The sequence below is a fragment of the Psychrobacter sp. CCUG 69069 genome, from assembly GCF_021023115.1.
Lineage (GTDB): Bacteria > Pseudomonadota > Gammaproteobacteria > Pseudomonadales > Moraxellaceae > Psychrobacter > Psychrobacter namhaensis.
The window spans coordinates 27,508-46,257 of sequence record NZ_QQAI01000001.1; the positions used below are offsets into that span (position 1 = coordinate 27,508).

11 protein-coding genes are annotated in these 18,750 nt (G+C 44.2%); 8 read left to right on the forward strand and 3 right to left on the reverse strand.

Annotated features, from left to right (window positions below; translation table 11 throughout):
• Window positions 1-197: 197 nt before the first annotated feature.
• The 8 genes from DVY93_RS00125 (at window position 198) to DVY93_RS00160 (ending at window position 14,680) form a co-directional block, all read left to right on the forward strand.
• Entirely contained in the window at window positions 198-2,162 is a 1,965-nt protein-coding gene (locus tag DVY93_RS00125) for a TonB-dependent receptor domain-containing protein (RefSeq protein ID WP_230708327.1), read from the forward strand.
• A 344-nt stretch (window positions 2,163-2,506) separates the two neighbouring features.
• Window positions 2,507-3,931, forward strand: coding sequence for an adenosylhomocysteinase (ahcY, locus tag DVY93_RS00130; RefSeq protein WP_198333695.1), 1,425 nt, complete (start codon window positions 2,507-2,509; stop codon window positions 3,929-3,931).
• Window positions 3,932-3,954: 23 nt separating this feature from the next.
• Complete coding sequence (locus DVY93_RS00135) at window positions 3,955-4,803, forward strand: methylenetetrahydrofolate reductase (RefSeq protein ID WP_230708328.1); 849 nt, start codon at window positions 3,955-3,957, stop codon at window positions 4,801-4,803.
• A gap of 200 nt (window positions 4,804-5,003) precedes the next feature.
• Window positions 5,004-5,891: a 16S rRNA (uracil(1498)-N(3))-methyltransferase gene (locus tag DVY93_RS00140; RefSeq protein WP_230708329.1), complete on the forward strand. Its 888-nt coding sequence runs from the start codon at window positions 5,004-5,006 to the stop codon at window positions 5,889-5,891.
• Between the two features lie 62 nt (window positions 5,892-5,953).
• A complete protein-coding gene (locus DVY93_RS00145) occupies window positions 5,954-7,666 on the forward strand; it encodes a putative bifunctional diguanylate cyclase/phosphodiesterase (protein ID WP_230708330.1) in 1,713 nt (570 codons plus the stop codon).
• A 393-nt stretch (window positions 7,667-8,059) separates the two neighbouring features.
• On the forward strand, window positions 8,060-9,853 hold the full coding sequence (locus tag DVY93_RS00150; protein ID WP_198333699.1) for an acyl-CoA dehydrogenase C-terminal domain-containing protein: 1,794 nt from the start codon (window positions 8,060-8,062) through the stop codon (window positions 9,851-9,853).
• 329 nt (window positions 9,854-10,182) lie between these two features.
• Window positions 10,183-11,967 (forward strand): acyl-CoA dehydrogenase C-terminal domain-containing protein, encoded by a 1,785-nt coding sequence (locus tag DVY93_RS00155; protein ID WP_230708331.1) that lies wholly within the window; start codon window positions 10,183-10,185, stop codon window positions 11,965-11,967.
• Window positions 11,968-12,226: 259 nt separating this feature from the next.
• Complete coding sequence (locus tag DVY93_RS00160; RefSeq protein ID WP_230708332.1) at window positions 12,227-14,680, forward strand: site-specific recombinase; 2,454 nt, start codon at window positions 12,227-12,229, stop codon at window positions 14,678-14,680.
• A 62-nt stretch (window positions 14,681-14,742) separates the two neighbouring features.
• Here the strand turns inward: DVY93_RS00160 and DVY93_RS00165 are convergent, their stop codons facing one another.
• The 3 genes from DVY93_RS00165 to DVY93_RS00175 all read right to left on the reverse strand — a co-directional run bounded on the left by DVY93_RS00165 (window position 14,743) and on the right by DVY93_RS00175 (window position 18,703).
• Entirely contained in the window at window positions 14,743-15,600 is an 858-nt protein-coding gene (locus tag DVY93_RS00165; protein WP_230708333.1) for a symmetrical bis(5'-nucleosyl)-tetraphosphatase, read from the reverse strand.
• A gap of 73 nt (window positions 15,601-15,673) precedes the next feature.
• The gene (rsmA, locus tag DVY93_RS00170; RefSeq protein WP_193006897.1) at window positions 15,674-16,537 is read right to left on the reverse strand and encodes a 16S rRNA (adenine(1518)-N(6)/adenine(1519)-N(6))-dimethyltransferase RsmA; all 864 of its coding nucleotides are present in this window, start codon (window positions 16,535-16,537) and stop codon (window positions 15,674-15,676) included.
• Between the two features lie 192 nt (window positions 16,538-16,729).
• Window positions 16,730-18,703: a protein-L-isoaspartate(D-aspartate) O-methyltransferase gene (locus DVY93_RS00175; protein WP_230708334.1), complete on the reverse strand. Its 1,974-nt coding sequence runs from the start codon at window positions 18,701-18,703 to the stop codon at window positions 16,730-16,732.
• Window positions 18,704-18,750 lie beyond the last annotated feature (47 nt).

The following is an 18,750-nucleotide window of genomic DNA, read 5'->3' on the forward strand; positions in this document are numbered from 1 at the left end:
ACGCTTATACTGGATAATACTTGCCTTCAAATACTCAAAAGCCATGCATCATGAAGACCCCTCAGCTTAGCGTGAAGAAACATTAGGTTAAAGTGGTTTATAAATGAAGCACTTTTATAGATAATGGCGACGTATAATTTGCTTATTACATTTTGTAATTTTTAGCTGCTCAACTCTCGCTTCTGTAATGTCTTTATTTGATTAATTTGGAATTAAACATGGTTTTATCACGTTCGTCTTCGGCCACTTATCTTCGGTTGTGTATTCTAAGCGCGCTTGGGGTCTGTGCCGTTAGTGCTACAGCTGCCACTACTGATATAGAGGTTGTCAACGCTAAGGAGTTACCACAGGTTGAGCTTGATGAAATTGTCGTAACGGCCACGCGTACGCCTACCAAAACCAGTAATGTCATTGCGCAAACGCGAGTGATTGATAGTGAAGACTTAAAGCGTTTCCAAGGCCAAACCGTAATGGAAGTTCTGAGGCGTCAGCCAGGTTTTAGTATTAAACAAGATGGTGGTATGGGTCAAAGCAGTAACTTTTATCTTCGTGGCTATGATAGCAAACGCGTATTGGTGCTAATAGACGGTATTCGTTATGGCTCAATGTCAACTGGACAACCCGCTTTAGGCTTATTGCCTGCTGACCAAATCGATCGTATCGAAATATTATACGGTGCTTCAGGCTCTAGTATTTACGGTTCTGACGCTATGGGCGGCGTTATTCAAATCTTCACTAAAGGTAATAATGTTGAACAAACCAACTTCTCAGTTACTGTAGGTGTTGGATCGCATGACCACTATGTATATGGTGCAGCAGCACATTTTGTAAATGAAGAAGGCGCAAAACTTAGTCTTTCTGCTAGTCGCAATCAAACCAAAGGTATCAGCGCTCTTGAAAACCGACCAGGCAATGATAAAGATGACGACGGCTTTAAAAGTGATAACTTTGCACTAAACGCAAGCATACCTTTAAATCAAAATATCAGCGTTGGCGCAACTGGGCTTTTCGCTAAGTCGACTACTGAGTTTGATAATTTTAGTTTTGGACCAGGACCAAACGCGGAGATTGATCATGAAAATGGTGTAGTATCAGCATTTTCACAATACGAAAATGACAAGTTAACAGTACGTTTATCAGCAGGTCAAAGCTTAGACAAGCTTGATAATAAAGTTGGTGATGCGTTTGATACCAAACAGAAACAAGCGAATCTAATAAGCACTTATAAATTACCTCTAGGAAAAGTACAAGCTGGTGCAGAATGGTTACAGCAGGAAGTCGACCTGACAGATAACACTCCTAGTGCCAGCGGTAAAGATAAGTATAAAATAAATGACCGTGATATTAAGGGTGCTTTTGCTGGTTATCAATTGAATGAGGATACTTACGATTTCCAAGCCAATGTCCGCTTTGATGATAACTCACAATTTGGTAACGAAACTACATTTGGTCTTGGCTACGCTGTAAAGCTAGCACCCGGTTTACGTCTAGGTACTAGCTTCGCTACTGGTTATAGAGCCCCTACTCTGAATGACTTATATATTGAAAGCTTTTACTATGTTCCAAATGCAGATTTAAAAGTTGAAAAGAGTAAAAATGTAGAAGCGTTTATTGAGACTAACACAGCCATACAGAACACACGTCTGACTGCATTTAATAGTGATGTCGACAATCTTATTGATAACAGATACGATAACAATATTAAAAAATATCAAGCACTTAACATTGATGAAGCAAGATTATCAGGTTATAGCTTTACTTCAGACTGGCAGCTAAGTAATATTTTATTTGGCGGTCAATATACTCGCACTAATGCCGAAGAGAAGTCAGGAACTAATAAAGGTAAACAATTAGTATATCGTCCTGAAAATACGGGCTTAGTATATGTAGGTTACCGAGCTGCAAACTTTGACATTCGTACTGAAGCAGAGTATGTGGGTAAAACCTATAACGTTGCAGACAATAGCACTTTTATAGATGACTATACGTTGTTCAACATTAGCGGTAATTATTATCTGAGCCCAAACCTGACATGGACAAGTCGTATTAATAACTTAACCAACGTAGACTATTCAACTAATGAGAGTTTTGGACAATATGCTTCGCGTTATAATCAAGACGGCACTAATTTCTTCACCTCACTCACTTATAATTGGTTTTAATCTTTGAATTCATAAAAGCCAATAACAGTGAAGAAGAATCAAGGTCATCAATCGATGGCCTTTATTATGGTTATCAAAATCGCAACTGCCTATCCGAGCATGGCCTATCATTTACACTATCCAATAGGTGACAAGCTCGGCCTCATCTATTACAATAACGACCTCCGAGAGGTGTTGCGCCATAAGTACTAATATCGGCTTTCGTATTCAAAAGCCCACTCTTCATTCCTTATGTTAGGCTCGGTTAACTGTTAGTGATCCTTCTTTGGTCATTCACAGCGCAAATAACGGCACCTGCGTTTTTATTCTTTTTATCATAACTCAACCACTGATAGGAGCATATTATGGACGCAGTGTCTAACACCCCATCTGCCCATACGATCGACCCCTCTTTCACTGACTATAAAGTCGCTGACATCAGCCTTGCTGATTACGGCCGCCGTGAAATCACCCTTGCCGAAGCTGAAATGCCTGCCCTGATGGGCTTGCGCCGTCGCTATGAAGCCGAGCAACCGCTTAAAGGCGCTAAAATCGCTGGCTGTATTCATATGACGATTCAGACTGCCGTACTTATCGAGACATTGGTCGCGCTAGGTGCAGAAGTACGCTGGACCTCATGTAACATTTTCTCAACCCAAGATCATGCTGCGGCGGCCATTGCTGCTGCTGGTATCTCTGTTTACGCGTGGAAAGGCGAAACGGAAGAAGAGTATGAATGGTGCCTACGCCAGCAAGTACACGTTGGCGGCGAAGCATCAGGTCAGCTTTGGGATGCCAACTTAATTTTGGATGACGGTGGTGATTTGACCGCGCTGATTCATGATGAGTATGCTGAGCTTCTTGACAACATCCATGGTATTTCAGAAGAGACCACCACTGGTGTCCACCGTCTGGTTGAGATGTTGAACAAAGGGACGCTAAAAGTACCAGCCATCAACGTCAATGATGCCGTTACCAAATCTAAAAATGACAATAAATATGGCTGCCGTCACAGCTTAAATGACGCCATCAAACGTGCGACTGATATGTTCCTTGGTGGTCGCCGTGCTTTGGTTATCGGTTATGGGGATGTGGGCAAAGGCTCTACGCAAAGCTTACGTCAAGAAGGCATGATTGTACGGGTTTCAGAAGTCGATCCTATCTGTGCGATGCAGGCTTGTATGGATGGTTTTGAAGTCGTGTCTCCTTACCTCAATGGCGACAATACGGGCGGCGCAGACAATATCAATACCCAGCTGCTCGAAAACACTGACATGATCGTCACCACGACGGGTAACTATCATGTTTGCGACAGACATATGCTAGCGGCGTTGAAGCCTGGCGCAGTGGTTTGTAACATCGGTCACTTTGATACCGAAATCGATACCCAATTTATGCGTGACAACTGGCGCTGGGTTGAGATCAAGCCACAAGTTCATCAAATCTTCCGCTCAGATGATGAAAATGACTATTTGATCTTGCTTGCTGAAGGTCGTTTGGTGAATCTAGGTAATGCGACTGGTCACCCATCACGCGTGATGGACGGCTCATTTGCCAACCAAGTATTGGCACAAATGTACTTGTTCGAAGAAAAATTCGCTGACCTGCCAGTTGATGAACGCTTTGATAACTTGTACGTCAAAGTATTGCCGAAGAAGCTTGACGAAGAAGTGGCTGCCGCTATGGTGGCAGGCTTTAATGGTACGCTGACTAAGCTGACCCAAAAACAAGCTGAGTACTTAGGTGTGCCTGTCGAGGGTCCATTCAAACCTGACGCTTATAAATACTAGTCAACGTACTGAGGAGCGCAACTATGAGTAAGCCTGCTTTCTCATTTGAGTTTTTCCCTGCAAAAACAGAGCAAGGTCACGAAAAGCTACTGAGTACTTTTGATGAGCTAAATAAGTTGTCACCGACCTACTTTTCAGTCACCTACGGTGCGGGCGGCTCTACCCGTAGCCGCACGTTAAATATTGTTCAAGCCTTATGTGCGCGCGGTGACACTGACATTGCGCCGCATATGTCTTGCATTGGTGATGACAAAAGTGAAATCGCTGAGCTACTGGAGCTTTACAAAGGTTTGGGCATTAAGCGTTTGGTAGCCCTGCGTGGTGACTTGCCATCCGGTCAAGTTGGTATGGGTGAGCTGCCATTTGCTTTAGACTTAGTTAAGTTTATTCGCGAACACTCAGGCGATCATTTTCATATCGAAGTTGCCGCTTATCCTGAGATGCATCCACAAGCGCGTAGTTTTGAGTTTGATGTAGACAATTTAGTCAATAAATATCAGGCTGGTGCGAATGCTTCTATTACGCAGTTTTTCTATAACGCCGACAGCTATCTGTACTTGCGCGACACGCTAGAGAAACGCGGTATCGATACGGCTGCCCAGCCTTTGGTCGCTGGTATTATGCCAATCACCAATTCTAGCAACCTAGTGCGTTTTGCTGATAGCTGTGGCGCTGATATTCCTCGCTATGTACGTAAACGGCTGGCTGACTTTGGTGATGACAGTAAAGCCATTCGCGAGTTTGGCTTCGATGTAGTTTACCGCTTATGTGAGCGTTTAATCGCCGAGGGTGTACCAGCCATGCATTTTTACAGCATGAATAAAGTTGAGCCCAATAAACGCTTAGTGGAAGCGCTGGGACTGACTGCGTAAACGACGATTCAATCATAGAGTGAATAACTGGCGTTCTTAGGAGCGCCAGTTTTTTTATTGCTGCCACTATTTATTGCTTGGGCAAAACTGTTGATAAAAAATATTCGGCAACCTCTACTAGCAACAATCCCTTTACCCACGTAAATGATATTCTGCTAAGATATTTACACACACTATTCAAAATATAGGACTAAGCGACTGTGCGACGTTTTTTTTATGCCACCAGTAATGACATCAATGATGAAAAAGAACCCAGCTACCCTCAGCTGAACACTTTACCTATTGGTGCTAGCATCGAGCTGACAGAGAGTATTGTCCATCATTGGTGCCGCGTCTTACGGGCAAATACGGGCGACCAAGGTGTCTTATTTGATGGCTTTGGCGGGGAGTATCAGGTACAGCTACAAACCATCAGTAAAAAACATGCCTCTGTGACCTTACTGGCTCATTTGGAGGATGACCGCAGCGCCTCTGTGCGTACTAAAATTGGCCTAGTGATGAGTCGCGGTGAACGAATGGACTATGCGATTCAAAAATCGACTGAGCTTGGTGTCACTGCCATTCAATTACTCAGCAGTCATCATGGCGAGGTCAATCTAAAGCCAGCACAAGTAGAAAAAAAGCTGGCTCACTGGCAACAAGTCGCTATTGCGGCGTGTGAACAGTGCGGCCTCAATCGGCCGCCGCTTATTATTGCCCCTATCTCTATTCATGAGTGGCTACAACGCCTAAATACAAGTACTGTAGAGGCGCAAATGACTGTGAAGTCTCTTGATGTCAGCTCCATTGTCTCTACACTGAGCCAAGATCCTTATTATCAAATATTGCAGCAATCATCTGACTTGCGTATGCAGCTAAGCGTGCCAGCAGTGGGACAATCTGCCATGCCAGCCTCGCTACCCGCCGTCCTAAAGCAAAAAACACCTTATATCGAGCTGTTAATTGGCCCTGAGGGCGGACTTAGTCAAGATGAATGCAAGCAAGCAGCAAGTGTTAGTTTTGAGCCATGGCAAATTGGCACAAGGATCTTACGTACCGAGACTGCGCCGGTGGTAGCACTGGCGACGATGCACGCTTTGAGCCACTGATAATTCTGACCCTGTGTGCGTAACCCTATTTATTATTTAATGTTGACGTTATGAGCCCAATTATGACTACTTTTGCTCCTATTCCAGTCGCAGACAAACAGCAGTTGCTGGCCAAATTATGCGAGCAACTTGATGACGCCATATTTATCTTAGATGCTAACTTACGCTATTTATGGGTCAATGCCAGTTACGAGATCATGATTGGCTACCGTGAGGCGTTTATGCTTGGGCGGCCCCTTGGTATATATGCAGCAGAATTTTTATCTGAGGAAGAAAAAGCGATTTTAGCAGATATTATTAGCCACTTAGACAGTAGTGGCTTTTATGAAAACCATTTTTCGATGCCAAATCGCTACGGACAGATACTAGAATGCCATATGACGTATCGCAAGATTTGTATCGCACAGACTGTTTATTACGTTGGTATGGTGCGTGATGTGTCATCAGCCATCAAAGACCAAAGACAGGTAGCGCATTTGCTCAACTATGACCAACTGACGGGCCTCCCGAACCGTAAAGTGTTTTTGAGCCAAACCAGTGACTTGCTATTGGACAGCTACCAAGAAGTCGTCATCGTGCGTTTCAATATTGACCGTTACCGTAGTCTTGCAAGCTTACTAGGGCCTGATGGCATCAACCTCTTAATACAAGACTTTGTCACACGTGTCAAAGCACTCAAACTGGATAATTTGCACTGTTTTTCTCACTTTGGTGGCGATGATTTTGCCTTACTGTTTGAGTGCAGTGATGCCAATATGATACGCCACGAGCTAGACAGTCTGATGCAAATGTGTGAACGCCCTTTCACCTTAGGGGAAAATGCGGCAACAGAAGCTAATATCTATTGTCGTATCTCCGTTGGTGTCAGTTATTTTCCTGAAAATGATGACACGTTAATAGGATTGTTAACCAAAGCCGAAAAGGCGCTACACTATGTCAAACAGCAAGGTGGAGATGATATCTGCTGGTATGATACCGCTATTGATGAAGCCACTGATGGCAGCTTACAGTTAGAATCCGAGCTTCGAGCTGCCACAACGGAAGGACAATTTGTTCCTTATTATCAACCAAAATTTGAATTAGCGACCGGAATTATTACGGGCTTTGAGGCTCTAGTGCGCTGGCAACATCCAACGCGAGGACTCCTAAAACCAGTACATTTTATCAATGCGATTCTCACCCATAAGCTGTCGTTTGAGCTTTTCTCACAAATGGCCATCCAAATTGCCAAACAGCTGTCTGCTTGGCAACAGCAAGGCTTTTGTCAGCACATCTGTATCAATGCTGACGCCGCTGAGTTTAGCCACCCTGACTTTTTTGAGATGGTGAGCAAGCTATTTATACAGCATAATATTTCTGCGCATCAATTACATATTGAGGTGACTGAATCCTCCTTAATTCAGCGCCATGCCAATGTCAAAAAACAGCTTGATTTGCTCAAAGAGCTAGGGGTCTTTCTTGCGTTGGATGACTTTGGTACTGGTTATGCTTCCTTAAGTTATCTGCAAGAATATCCGTTTGATTTTATTAAAATCGACAAAAGCTTTATCACGAATATTGAAACTGATCGTACCCAGCATGCCATTGTAAAAGCCATTTTAGACCTAGCCGTTGCACTCGACATGCAAGTGATCGCTGAAGGCATCGAGACTGAGGAGCAGCGTGACGTGCTATTGGCAATGGATTGTCAGTATGGTCAAGGGTATTGGTTTGGCAAACCAGTAACCGCTGACGTTGCCACCAAGATGTTGATTCAGCAGGACGCTACTAAATGACCCCAAGTTCGTTGACGTTTATTTTCTCAGTATCACGAGTGTTTTCATACGGTTATTTGTCATAAGCTTTAGCGTCTAACGTTGATTGCATAACGGATGCAACATAGGTTCATGACTTATCAGTGCTGTCACCAAACTTGTATAATCGCCTACGAAAGCCTATCTTTTACAGTGAATTTGTTAGATCTTGTTAAGTCTCAAGCCGACTCTGACAATCACCATTCTTTTCAATACATATTTTATGTAATCGATAACGTCACCAATCTGCGTTACTGCCTAGTATTTATGTAAATACATTGGTTCAGTGCAAGCAGGACTATGCGCTAAGTGATAGTGCAGACGTGTGCCTATTGTGAACTATCATCGATTACATACTAAAAAGGACAGGAAGTTATGCAATACAAAGCACCCTTACGTGACATTCAATTCGTGATGCATGAGCTACTTGACAGCGAAAGCCACTATAAAACTTTGCCGGCCTTTCAAGAAGCGGATCGCGAGCTGATGGACAGTCTGTTTGAGATGGCTGCCAGCTTTGCGGAAAACGAGCTATCACCATTGAACCAAAGCGGTGATGCCGAAGGCTGCCAGTTTGACAATGGCAAAGTGACTACGCCAAAAGGCTTTAAGGAAGCTTATGACGCATATTGCGAACTTGGTTTCCCTGCTCTGTCGGCTGAAGAAGAGTTTGGCGGTCAAAACATGCCATTTTCATTGTCTACTGTTATCAATGAGATGGTTGGTACTGCCAACTGGTCATTCTCTATGTACCCTGGCCTATCACATGGCGCCATTCAAACCATCGAACATCACGGTACTGACGAGCAAAAACAAACGTATCTAGAAAAAATGGTGACTGGCGAATGGTCAGGCACCATGTGTCTTACTGAAGCCCATGCTGGTTCTGACTTGGGTATTATCCGTACCAAAGCTGAACCTAAAGAAGATGGTAGCTATAGCATCACGGGTCAAAAAATCTTTATCTCTGCCGGTGAGCACGATTTAACAGACAATATCATTCACATTGTATTGGCTCGTCTACCAGGCGCACCTGCTGGCACAAAAGGCATCTCACTATTTATCGTACCTAAAGTGATGGTCAATGCAGACAACAGCTTAGGCGAAAACAATAACGTCGTTTGTGGCTCTATCGAACACAAAATGGGTATCAAAGCTTCTGCAACTTGTGTGATGAACTTTGATGGCGCAACAGGTTACTTAATCGGACCTGAAAACCGTGGCCTACAGTGCATGTTTACCTTTATGAATGTTGCCCGTATCGGTACCGCTGTTCAAGGTCTAACCGCTGCAGAGTATGCGTTCCAAGGTTCATTAACTTATGCCAAAGACCGCTTAGCCATGCGTTCACTATCCGGTGCTAAAGCGCCTGATAAAGTTGCTGACCCTATTATCGTACATCCAGCCGTTCGTAACATGCTATTGACCGAAAAAGCCTTTGCTGAAGGCGGACGCGCATTGGTTTATTACCTCGCACATTTTGCCGATACAGTGGCAAAAGGCGAAGGCGATGATCTGAAATTTGCTGATCAAATGCTGTCACTATTGACACCAATTGCTAAAGCATTCCTAACTGAAACGGGTCTTGAAGCTGCCAATCATGGCGTACAGGTCTATGGTGGTCATGGCTTTATCAGTGAATGGGGTATGGAGCAAAACGTGCGTGATACGCGTATTGCTTGCTTATACGAAGGCACCACTGAAATCCAAGCACTTGATCTGCTAGGTCGTAAAGTGTTGGGCTCACAAGGTAAGCTGCTTGCAAATTTTGTCAAAATCATCCAAAAATTCTGCAACGAGCACAAAGAAAATGATGAGATGGGTCAATTCATTCGCCCACTTGCCAAGCATCTTAAAGAATGGGGTGACCTAACGGCTCGCATTGGCATGCAAGCCACTGAAAACCCAGACGCTGTCGGCGGTGCTGCTGTTGATTACATGTACTTCAGTGGTTATGTGACCCTTGCTTACTTATGGGCTCGTATGGCGCTGGTTGCTCAAACAGCTATTAAAGACGGCAGTGGTGAAAAAGCATTTTATGATGCCAAGATTAAAACCGCTCAATTCTACTTTGCGAAGTTGTTACCGCGCACGACCACACATGTCCAGCGCATCAGCACAGGTGTTGAGCCGTACATGAGTATGGACGTTGATCAGTTTGCCTTCTAATTAACAGGCTAAAATATTAAATACTGTATTCGCTATCGGCAACATACTTCAGTGTGTTGCCGATTTTTTATGGACATAGGTGTGTCGCATTGTTTATAAACGCTTATAGACGTTGATGGGCTCTCTTTGTGCGTGGCGGTGGTTTACATTGTGCTTAAGCACTGCAATAGTCGCTGCTAACTTTTGGTGCACGCACAATTCACGAAGAATTATCCCTGCGCGCAAGCTTATTTGTTAAACTTTGACTATGAACCGCTAATGTTATCCCTTAAGAACCGTTAACACTCTTAACAACTACAATTTTATTTATTTGAACCAAAGGAATGTTTATGGCTGTTTATAATGCCCCTCTAAATGACATGCGCTTTATCTTAAATGATGTCTTTAAAGCGCCACAATTTTGGCAAAATAACGAAAACTTAGCGCATGTCGACATGGAAACAGTCGATATGATTTTAGAAGAAATGGCAAAACTGTCAAAAAACATTCTACTACCTATCAATCGCAGCGGTGATGAAGAAGGCGCAACCTTTGAGGGTGATGGTGTCGTCACCACCCCGACTGGCTTTAAAGAGGCTTATAAGCAGTATGCGGAGTCAGGCTGGGTAGGTTTGAGTGGTAACGCTGAGTACGGTGGTCAAGGCTTCCCCAAGATGGTCACGATGCTTACTGAAGAGATGGTGTTTACGGCCAACCAATCTTTTGCCCTTTATCCAAACCTGACAGTGGGTGCAACGCTTTGCCTAAATGCAGCGGCCTCTGAAGATCAAAAGCAGACTTACCTAGAAAAAATGTATAATGGTGAATGGTCTGGTACCATGTGTTTGACAGAGCCACATGCCGGTACTGATTTAGGTATCATCAAGACCAAAGCCGTGCCTAACGATGATGGCAGCTACAATGTTTCTGGCACCAAAATCTTTATCACTGGCGGTGAGCACGACCTCACTGAAAACATCATTCACTTAGTATTAGCAAAAACGCCCAATGCCCCAGAAGGCTCAAAAGGTATCTCACTGTTCGTGGTACCAAAATTCTTGGTCAATGAAGATGGCAGCTTAGGCGAGCGCAACACGTTGGCTGTAGGTTCTATTGAGCACAAAATGGGCATCAAAGCCTCTGCTACTTGCGTCATGAACTTTGATGATGCCAAAGGCTGGATGGTCGGTGCAGAAAACACCGGTCTGTCTTCAATGTTTATTATGATGAACTATGAGCGTGTTACCATGGGTCTACAAGGCCTGGGTGGTTCTGAGCTTGCTTATCAAAACGCTGCTTTATATGCCAATGACCGTGGTCAAGGCCGTAGCGACACGCAGCTACAAAGCCCAGAAAAGCCGGCTGATGCCATTATTCACCATGCTGATGTGCGCCGTATGCTATTAAACGCCAAAGCCAATACTGAAGCGTCACGTTGCTTTGCGATGTACGTTGCCAAAAACCTTGATGAAGAAAAATTTAGTACCGATCCTGAGTCAGCCAAAGCAGCCGCTGCTCGTGTGGCGCTACTAACGCCAGTGGCTAAAGCGTTCTTGACTGATAAAGCGCTAGAAGCAACCGTTGATTGCCAGCAGGTCTTTGGGGGTCATGGCTATATCCGTGAATGGGGTATGGAGCAAATCGTCCGTGACACCCGTATCGCTCAGATTTATGAAGGCACCAATGGTATTCAAGCGCTTGACCTACTAGGGCGTAAAGTGGCTCGTAACAATGGTAAATATGTCACGCATTTCTTAGGTGAGATTCGTGATTTTGTCAATAACATGCAAGCAGACCATGGTATCAAACAAGCCACGTTAGATGCGGCGGATACGATTGAAGATCTCACTACAACGGTTCTTAGCAATATTGGCGAACGTAAGAATGAAGTGAATGGCTGTGCAGTTGACTATATGCATGCCTTTGGCTACCTCGCCTATTCATACATGTTTGCATTGATGGTGGAAGCGGCAAATGGTAAAGAAGGTGACTTTTATACCAACAAAGCCAAGCTTGCGGATTATTTTGTCGGCCGCATCTTGCCACGTATTGATGCTCACGCACAAATGGTCAAAGCGGGTAGTGATCCAATGATGAACTTTGATTTAGATTACTTTGATGTACCTGCTAGCTAGGTAGTCATTGTGATTGCCTGATAATTCTCTCATAAAAAGGACAGTAATATAACTGTCCTTTTTTTTGTCAAAATAACTGCTAACAAAATAATTCACTATCCATGCACAGTTATGATTAAAATAACGCAAGATAAAGTGTCTCTCAAATTAAACTCAGGTGTGACCAAATTTTTAGCAAATGCCATTATTATTATCACTTATACGATGCACAGTATTAAATAATAAAAGCGATTGAAACAACGATAATAAAAGGTGCGACGTGTCAGAATTAAAACTCATTTTACAACAGATTACAGCGCTAAGCGATGTGCCCGACGCTGCGGTACTGAAACGCTTGATAGATGAGCTGCGAGTAAGCGACAAGGAGCCTGCGTTAGCGAATGAAAAGATTCAATCGCTTATTGATATCCTGTATCAGCACCCAGAGTATGGAGATGGGCTTTCTAGCTTTGTTTTAAGACTTATTATCCAGTATCGTCAGATCGCCCTATATACCGATACTGGTATCATGTCAGATCAGGGGTTTTTTAACAGTTTACGCCGTTTGGTTGGTCATCGATTTTTACCACTACTCCCCCAAGAGGACTCAGTCGTTGAGCTGGTCGGATATTTGTTTAGCAAGCGTTCTGATGAGCGCTGGCTCGCCAATATCGAAAAAGAGAAATGGGATGAGCTGGTTGCATTAATTAAAGTAGAAGCAAAGCATTTAGACTTAGTGGCCACGGCAAAAAACAGTATTTTAAACGCTATTATCATTTTATCTTATCGTGTCAGTGGTATCGGTTTGCATCCTGACTTGATGGAGTCTTATCCACAAATTCTAAATTACTCAGCGTCTTTTGTGGCTCAAAATCAAGAAGCCGTGCTATTTGTCAATCAGTATAGGCAAGCGCATGAGCTCGATACTTTAACAGATATTACGCCTGAAAATGCAGTTGATCCAGCGCCATTACTGGTTATGATTGAGCAGTGCGAAGACATCGTGGCCACAGTCCGCAAACGCATCTATAAAACGGGTATCTCTATTCGTTTGACCAATATGATGCTGCGTTTAGATCAAAGCTTACAACGCATACGCATCTTAACTCAACTGGTGACAGACGACTATCAAAAGCGTGATCGTGCAGTGATTGAACTGATACAAACGCTAATCACCACTTCTAATCGCCGCTATAGTATTGGTTATCTGATCGATAACAATACCAAATTGCTCTCGCGTAAAGTGACTGAAAACGCCAGCCGCGTTGGTGAGCACTATATCAGTACCGATAGAGCCGGCTACAAACAGATGTTTAAAAAAGCATCTATTGGTGGCTTCGTTATTGCTTTTATGGCTACCATCAAAATATTGGCATATCAGTTGGCACTCGCACCGATGGGCCGCGCGTTTATTAACAGTATGATTTATGGTTTGGGTTTCGTATTTATTCATGTCATTCGTGGCACAGTGGCAACCAAACAGCCAGCCATGACGGCGGCGGCGATCGCCTCCACTATCTCTGACGGCTCTGGTAAAAAATCCCATCAGTTGACCAAACTATCAGAGTTGGTCGTCGATATTTTACGTACTCAGTTCATTGCGATCATGGGTAACGTCATGCTTGCCATACCCGTTGCTCTTATGATTTCTTTTGCATGGCTACAGTATACGGGTACGCCGATGATTGACTCAGAAAAAGCTGGGCATCTGCTCCATGACCTTGATCCGTTTCACTCCCTAGCCCTCCCTCATGCTGCGATTGCTGGTGTTTATTTGTTTCTATCCGGTCTGATTGCAGGCTACTATGACAATCTCGCGGTTTATAACCATGTGGGCGCACGTATCCAACGCCATAGACTACTAAAGGCGATACTGCCCAAGTCATGGCTTCAGCGTTTAGGAGGGTTTGTAGAGGCCAACTTAGGCGCCATTATGGGTAACTTTCTATTCGGGGTCTTTCTTGGCAGTACGGCGACCCTTGGCTACATATTTGGCTTGCCAATTGATATTCGCCATATTGCCTTTGCCTCTGCGAACTTAGCCCATGGCTTATTCAATTTATCGGCTGATCAAATAAGCTGGAATATTATTTTAGTGTCCATACTGGGTGTGGCGCTTATTGGTATCGTCAACCTAATAGTCAGTTTTTCACTGGCATTGTTTGTGGCACTGCGTTCTAAAGAAGTACGTTTCTTCGAGTGGGGACGCCTCACAAAGTTGATTTTTGGTCATATTATTAGCCATCCTTCTGACTTTTTCTGGCCCCGTGATAAGCCCATGAAGTACGCACGTATCGATAGTCAAGGACACATGATATTTGACGATACTTCAATGCAAAAAGATGGAAAAGCATTGCCCAGTAATTATGTAGTGCGGCGCTTGTCTGACGTCAGAGTCCTGCCTGAATCTCGGCAAACCAGTACGCAAAGTGCACAAACAAACACAGACATATACTATGACAATCAACCCAAAGGCAGTCATACACAGCCTCATGTCTCTCCGGAGAAAGTCGTGGATCTTGATGATGGTCTGGTAGATGAAGAACTAAACAGCGTGCCTTATACCGATGACATACAGTATGACAAGGCAACCAAAACGCTAAATACCTTTGACAGCGACAATAGTAACGACACTAGTGATAAGCAAGGTGGCGCTGAGCACGACAACAAAACCACGGGCGATGCCAAAACCCCACTGCCAAAACCTAAAAAACCACCCAAGCTGCCCAGTTAAACGGACAGCTTAGGCGGTTTCTACGGCCTGACAACTTTCATGGCCGCTCAAATAGCAACAAGTCAGTCGTCGTTCGTCTCTGATGATGGAATCGGACAGTACGCCCTTGATTTAACGACTTTTCCGTCACTCAATCTATAAGCTAATAGATAGTTGCCCCAAACACAGCCACCATCAAGCGCGCGAGCATGGGGAAGATCGACCTCACCTTGCAACGCGGCCCAATGACCAAATAATATCTTACGCGTGCGAGGTACTTGCCACTCAAACCAAGGTAAAAAGTCCTTTGGCATCGGTTCAGTTAAGCTGGCATTAAAGCTAAACTCCAGAGTCCCATCCTGCTTACACAAGCGCATACGGGTAAAGTAATTGGCAATTGCGCGCATTTTGGTAAATCCGTTAATATCTGGGTGCCAGTCATCAGCTTGTTTGCTGTATAGGTTCGGCAATAACCGATCGAGCTGTGTTAAGCTGCTTTGTAGCTGTGCTTCCAACTCCTGCGCGTAGCTCTCTGCGGCCTTAATGCTCCAGTGCGGCGGGATACCAGCATGCACCAACACCGTATCCTCGTCAGGATAAGCCAGTAACGGCTGCTGGCGCAACCACTCAAGCAACTCATCGCAATCCTCAGCAGCAAAAATCGGTGCCGTTTTATCTTTTTTCTTGATTTTGGTCGCACCGCGCCAGACAGCAAGCAAATTGAGGTCATGGTTGCCAAGTACCGTCGCTGCTGCTCCTTGTTCACATAACGCTTTGACATCACGCAACGTATTCAGTGAGTCCTCACCGCGGGCTACCAAGTCACCGGCAAACCACAGCTTGTCTTGGCTTGGATCAAAATTCAAGGTTTCAAGCAACTGAAGATAGGCCGCATAGCAGCCTTGCAAGTCACCGATGACATACTGATGGCGAAAACTCATAATACCTCAATGGTTTAGATGTAAAAATGACAAGAAAACCAACATCAAAGTAACAGCAATAAGCTAATACTCACTACACTTCTAGATGCCGCGCACGATTGCTTAAATTCACAAAATCTGTAACGCTTAACGTCTCAGGGCGCGCTTGTGGGTCGATACCGCAAGTAGAGAAGTCCTCCTCGCTAAGCGTCGGTAACAAAGTTGACTTCTTAAAAATAGCACGTAGCGTCTTGCGACGATGATTAAAGGTTTCGCGTACAACGATAGCAAAATGTTCTTCATCTTCTGCAACGACGGGCTTATCAACGTGCGGTGTCAAGCGAAAAACAGCACTGGTCACTTTTGGCGGCGGATTAAATGCACCACGCGGAACCGTTAGCAGATAATCCGTATCACAGTGATACTGCATGATGACCGATAAACGACCATAAGTTTTGCTACCGACGTCAGCGGTGATACGCTCAACCACCTCTTTTTGCAACATAAAATGCATGTCTTGAATCACATCGGCATAGCTGAGCAAATGAAACAGTATCGGCGTAGAAATATTGTAAGGCAAGTTGCCCACCACGCGCAGCTTACCGCGCTCCTCACTATACAGCTCACGATAATCCACATGCATGGCATTGTCTTTGATGATCGTAAAATTTGGATGACTGTTGGCACCAATACGAATACGTAAGCTGTCTGCCAAATCCCGATCCAGCTCGACCACCGTCATCGCCTCCACCTCTGCCAATAATGGCTCAGTCAGCGCACCCATACCTGGCCCAATCTCGATTAAATTATCATCACGTTCTAGGCGTATACTGTCAACGATTTGGCGAATGACACTGGTGTCATGCAAAAAGTTTTGACCAAAGCGTTTACGCGGTTGGTGTTTGGCAGCTTTTAAGCTGTTGGAGATGGTTTGAGCATCAAACGTAGTTTTGGACATAAAAGAGTCTTCATGTATAAATGATAAATGGGCTAAGCGCTGTGGCAACAACGTACTTTTTCTATAAGAACGAATTATAACACAGCTCATAATTAGGAGGTTTTTTCGAGACACTTTATCTATAAACCATCCGCAATGTAGCGCAACCAACACCATGGATTTTTGTTCTCAAACGACTTGCCATAACGTTTTTTATACACCAAACGGGAATGTATCGAATGCTCCTTCTTCCATCTCTTTTGTCAACGCTTCAACTGCACGGGTTTTATCAAACCAGATATATTCATCAAACTGAGATGGCAAAGAGGCGTAAAAATAATGACTTTGCCGCTCAGTTTCAGGTCTATAAATGACACCGATCGCTCGCTCTAGTCGCTCTGGGAGTAATTTTTTACGGATGTGTTCATTCAGTGGGTAACGTAAGGGTAAAAGAAAGTTATCCGTAGGAACATCGTGAAAAATACGTTCATAACTGTCAATATGCGATGGCTGAACTTGTTTTATCTCCATTGGCCCTCCCCAGTCAGAAGCCGCGGCAACCGTACCATGATCGGTGCCAAAACCTATATTATAGACTTTTTCACCATATTTTTGCCGTGCCAATTGGCCGATGTTGAGTTCACCACGGGCGCTCATTTGGGTGGCGCGCGCATCACCAATATGAGAGTTATGTGCCCAAACAACAGCCTTTGATTTGGGGTCTTTAAAATCAAGCACCGCCTGTAAGACTTTAATCATATGCTGATCGCGCTGATTCCATGAGTTCTCTTCAGCATAATACATGGTTCGGTAATAATGTTCGGCATCGACTATCAGCTTAGCATTTTGTTCGGCGTCAAAAAACTGTTCCTCATTGGCCGCAGAATACTCTAAACGTTTTTTGAGCAAATCCTGTAAATTTCTAAGCACTTCTATTTCACAGTCCTTGTGTTGCTGGGTGATCACAGCACGACCGTACAAAGAAGGTTCATCTGACCAAGGCATCAGACAGCCATAACGCTCGCGGGCAGTCTTTGCCATCTTAGGATCGACTTTTTGTAAATAGTCCAACACACTGTCAATAGAACCATATAAGCTGTATAAATCCAGACCATAGAACCCTACTTTTTGTTCTGAAGATTTGGTTTTATTGTTATAGTCATGAAGCCAATGGGTAAGTTCAAGCGTAGATTGATTGGCCCACATCCAAGTAGGAAATCTAGAAAAAGGTTTATTTTGAAGCGCCGATTTCTGTTGTTGTCCTTGAATATAACGATTGATATGCGCGGCATCTGGCCAGTCAGCTTCAGCGGTGACGATAGTAAAGCCCTTCTTTTCTATGAGCTCCTTGGTTATACGGGCACGCATGTCATAAAATTCAGCAGTACCATGTGACGCCTCCCCAAGCAATACAACACGGCTGTCACCGATACGCTCTAAGAGATTATCCAGATTAACGTTATCAATACTGGTAAAAGACTCACTCGATTGACCAATCAATTCAGGCAAAGTCCTAGCCCTTGATGTGCCATCACTTTTCTCTTTCCAACCTGCAGCGCCAATCAGCGGCACAAAACGAACGTCTTCCAATTCTTCTGTTTTATATTCGTTGTTACTGATGCGCTGAATACGAACCAGTTTTTGTGACTTTAAGGAGGTGCCAACGGGAATGACCATACGCCCGCCAATGGCTAACTGCTCTTTGAGCGTTTGAGGTACTTCTGGTCCTCCTGCAGCAACGATAATGGCATTAAAAGGCGCATTTTCAGGCCATCCAAGCGTGCCATCGCCATGCCTGACCTGAACATCTGTATATCCCAGCTCTTTAAGCTTGGCTTGGGCTGTATCGGCTAAAACTTTGTGGCGCTCAATCGTATAGACCTGCTCACAGATCTCCCCGAGCACGGCGGCGGCATATCCAGATCCTGTCCCAACTTCAAGTACTCGGTCATCTGATTGCAACTCAAGTGCGGCCGTCATCAATGCAACAATATAAGGCTGTGAAATGGTCTGATTTTCCTCAATAGATAAGGGTGCATCTTTATAAGCAAATTCGACGAGATCGGCAGGTATGAAAGCTTCACGTGGTACCGCATTTAGCGCATTGAGCACAGTTTGATCACGAATGCCGCGAGCCACAAGTTGGTCATTTATCATTTGCTGTCTTAGTTCTTTAAAATTATTCATGATAATTTCCTTAATTTTCATTTCGGAATATTTAATACCATAGATAT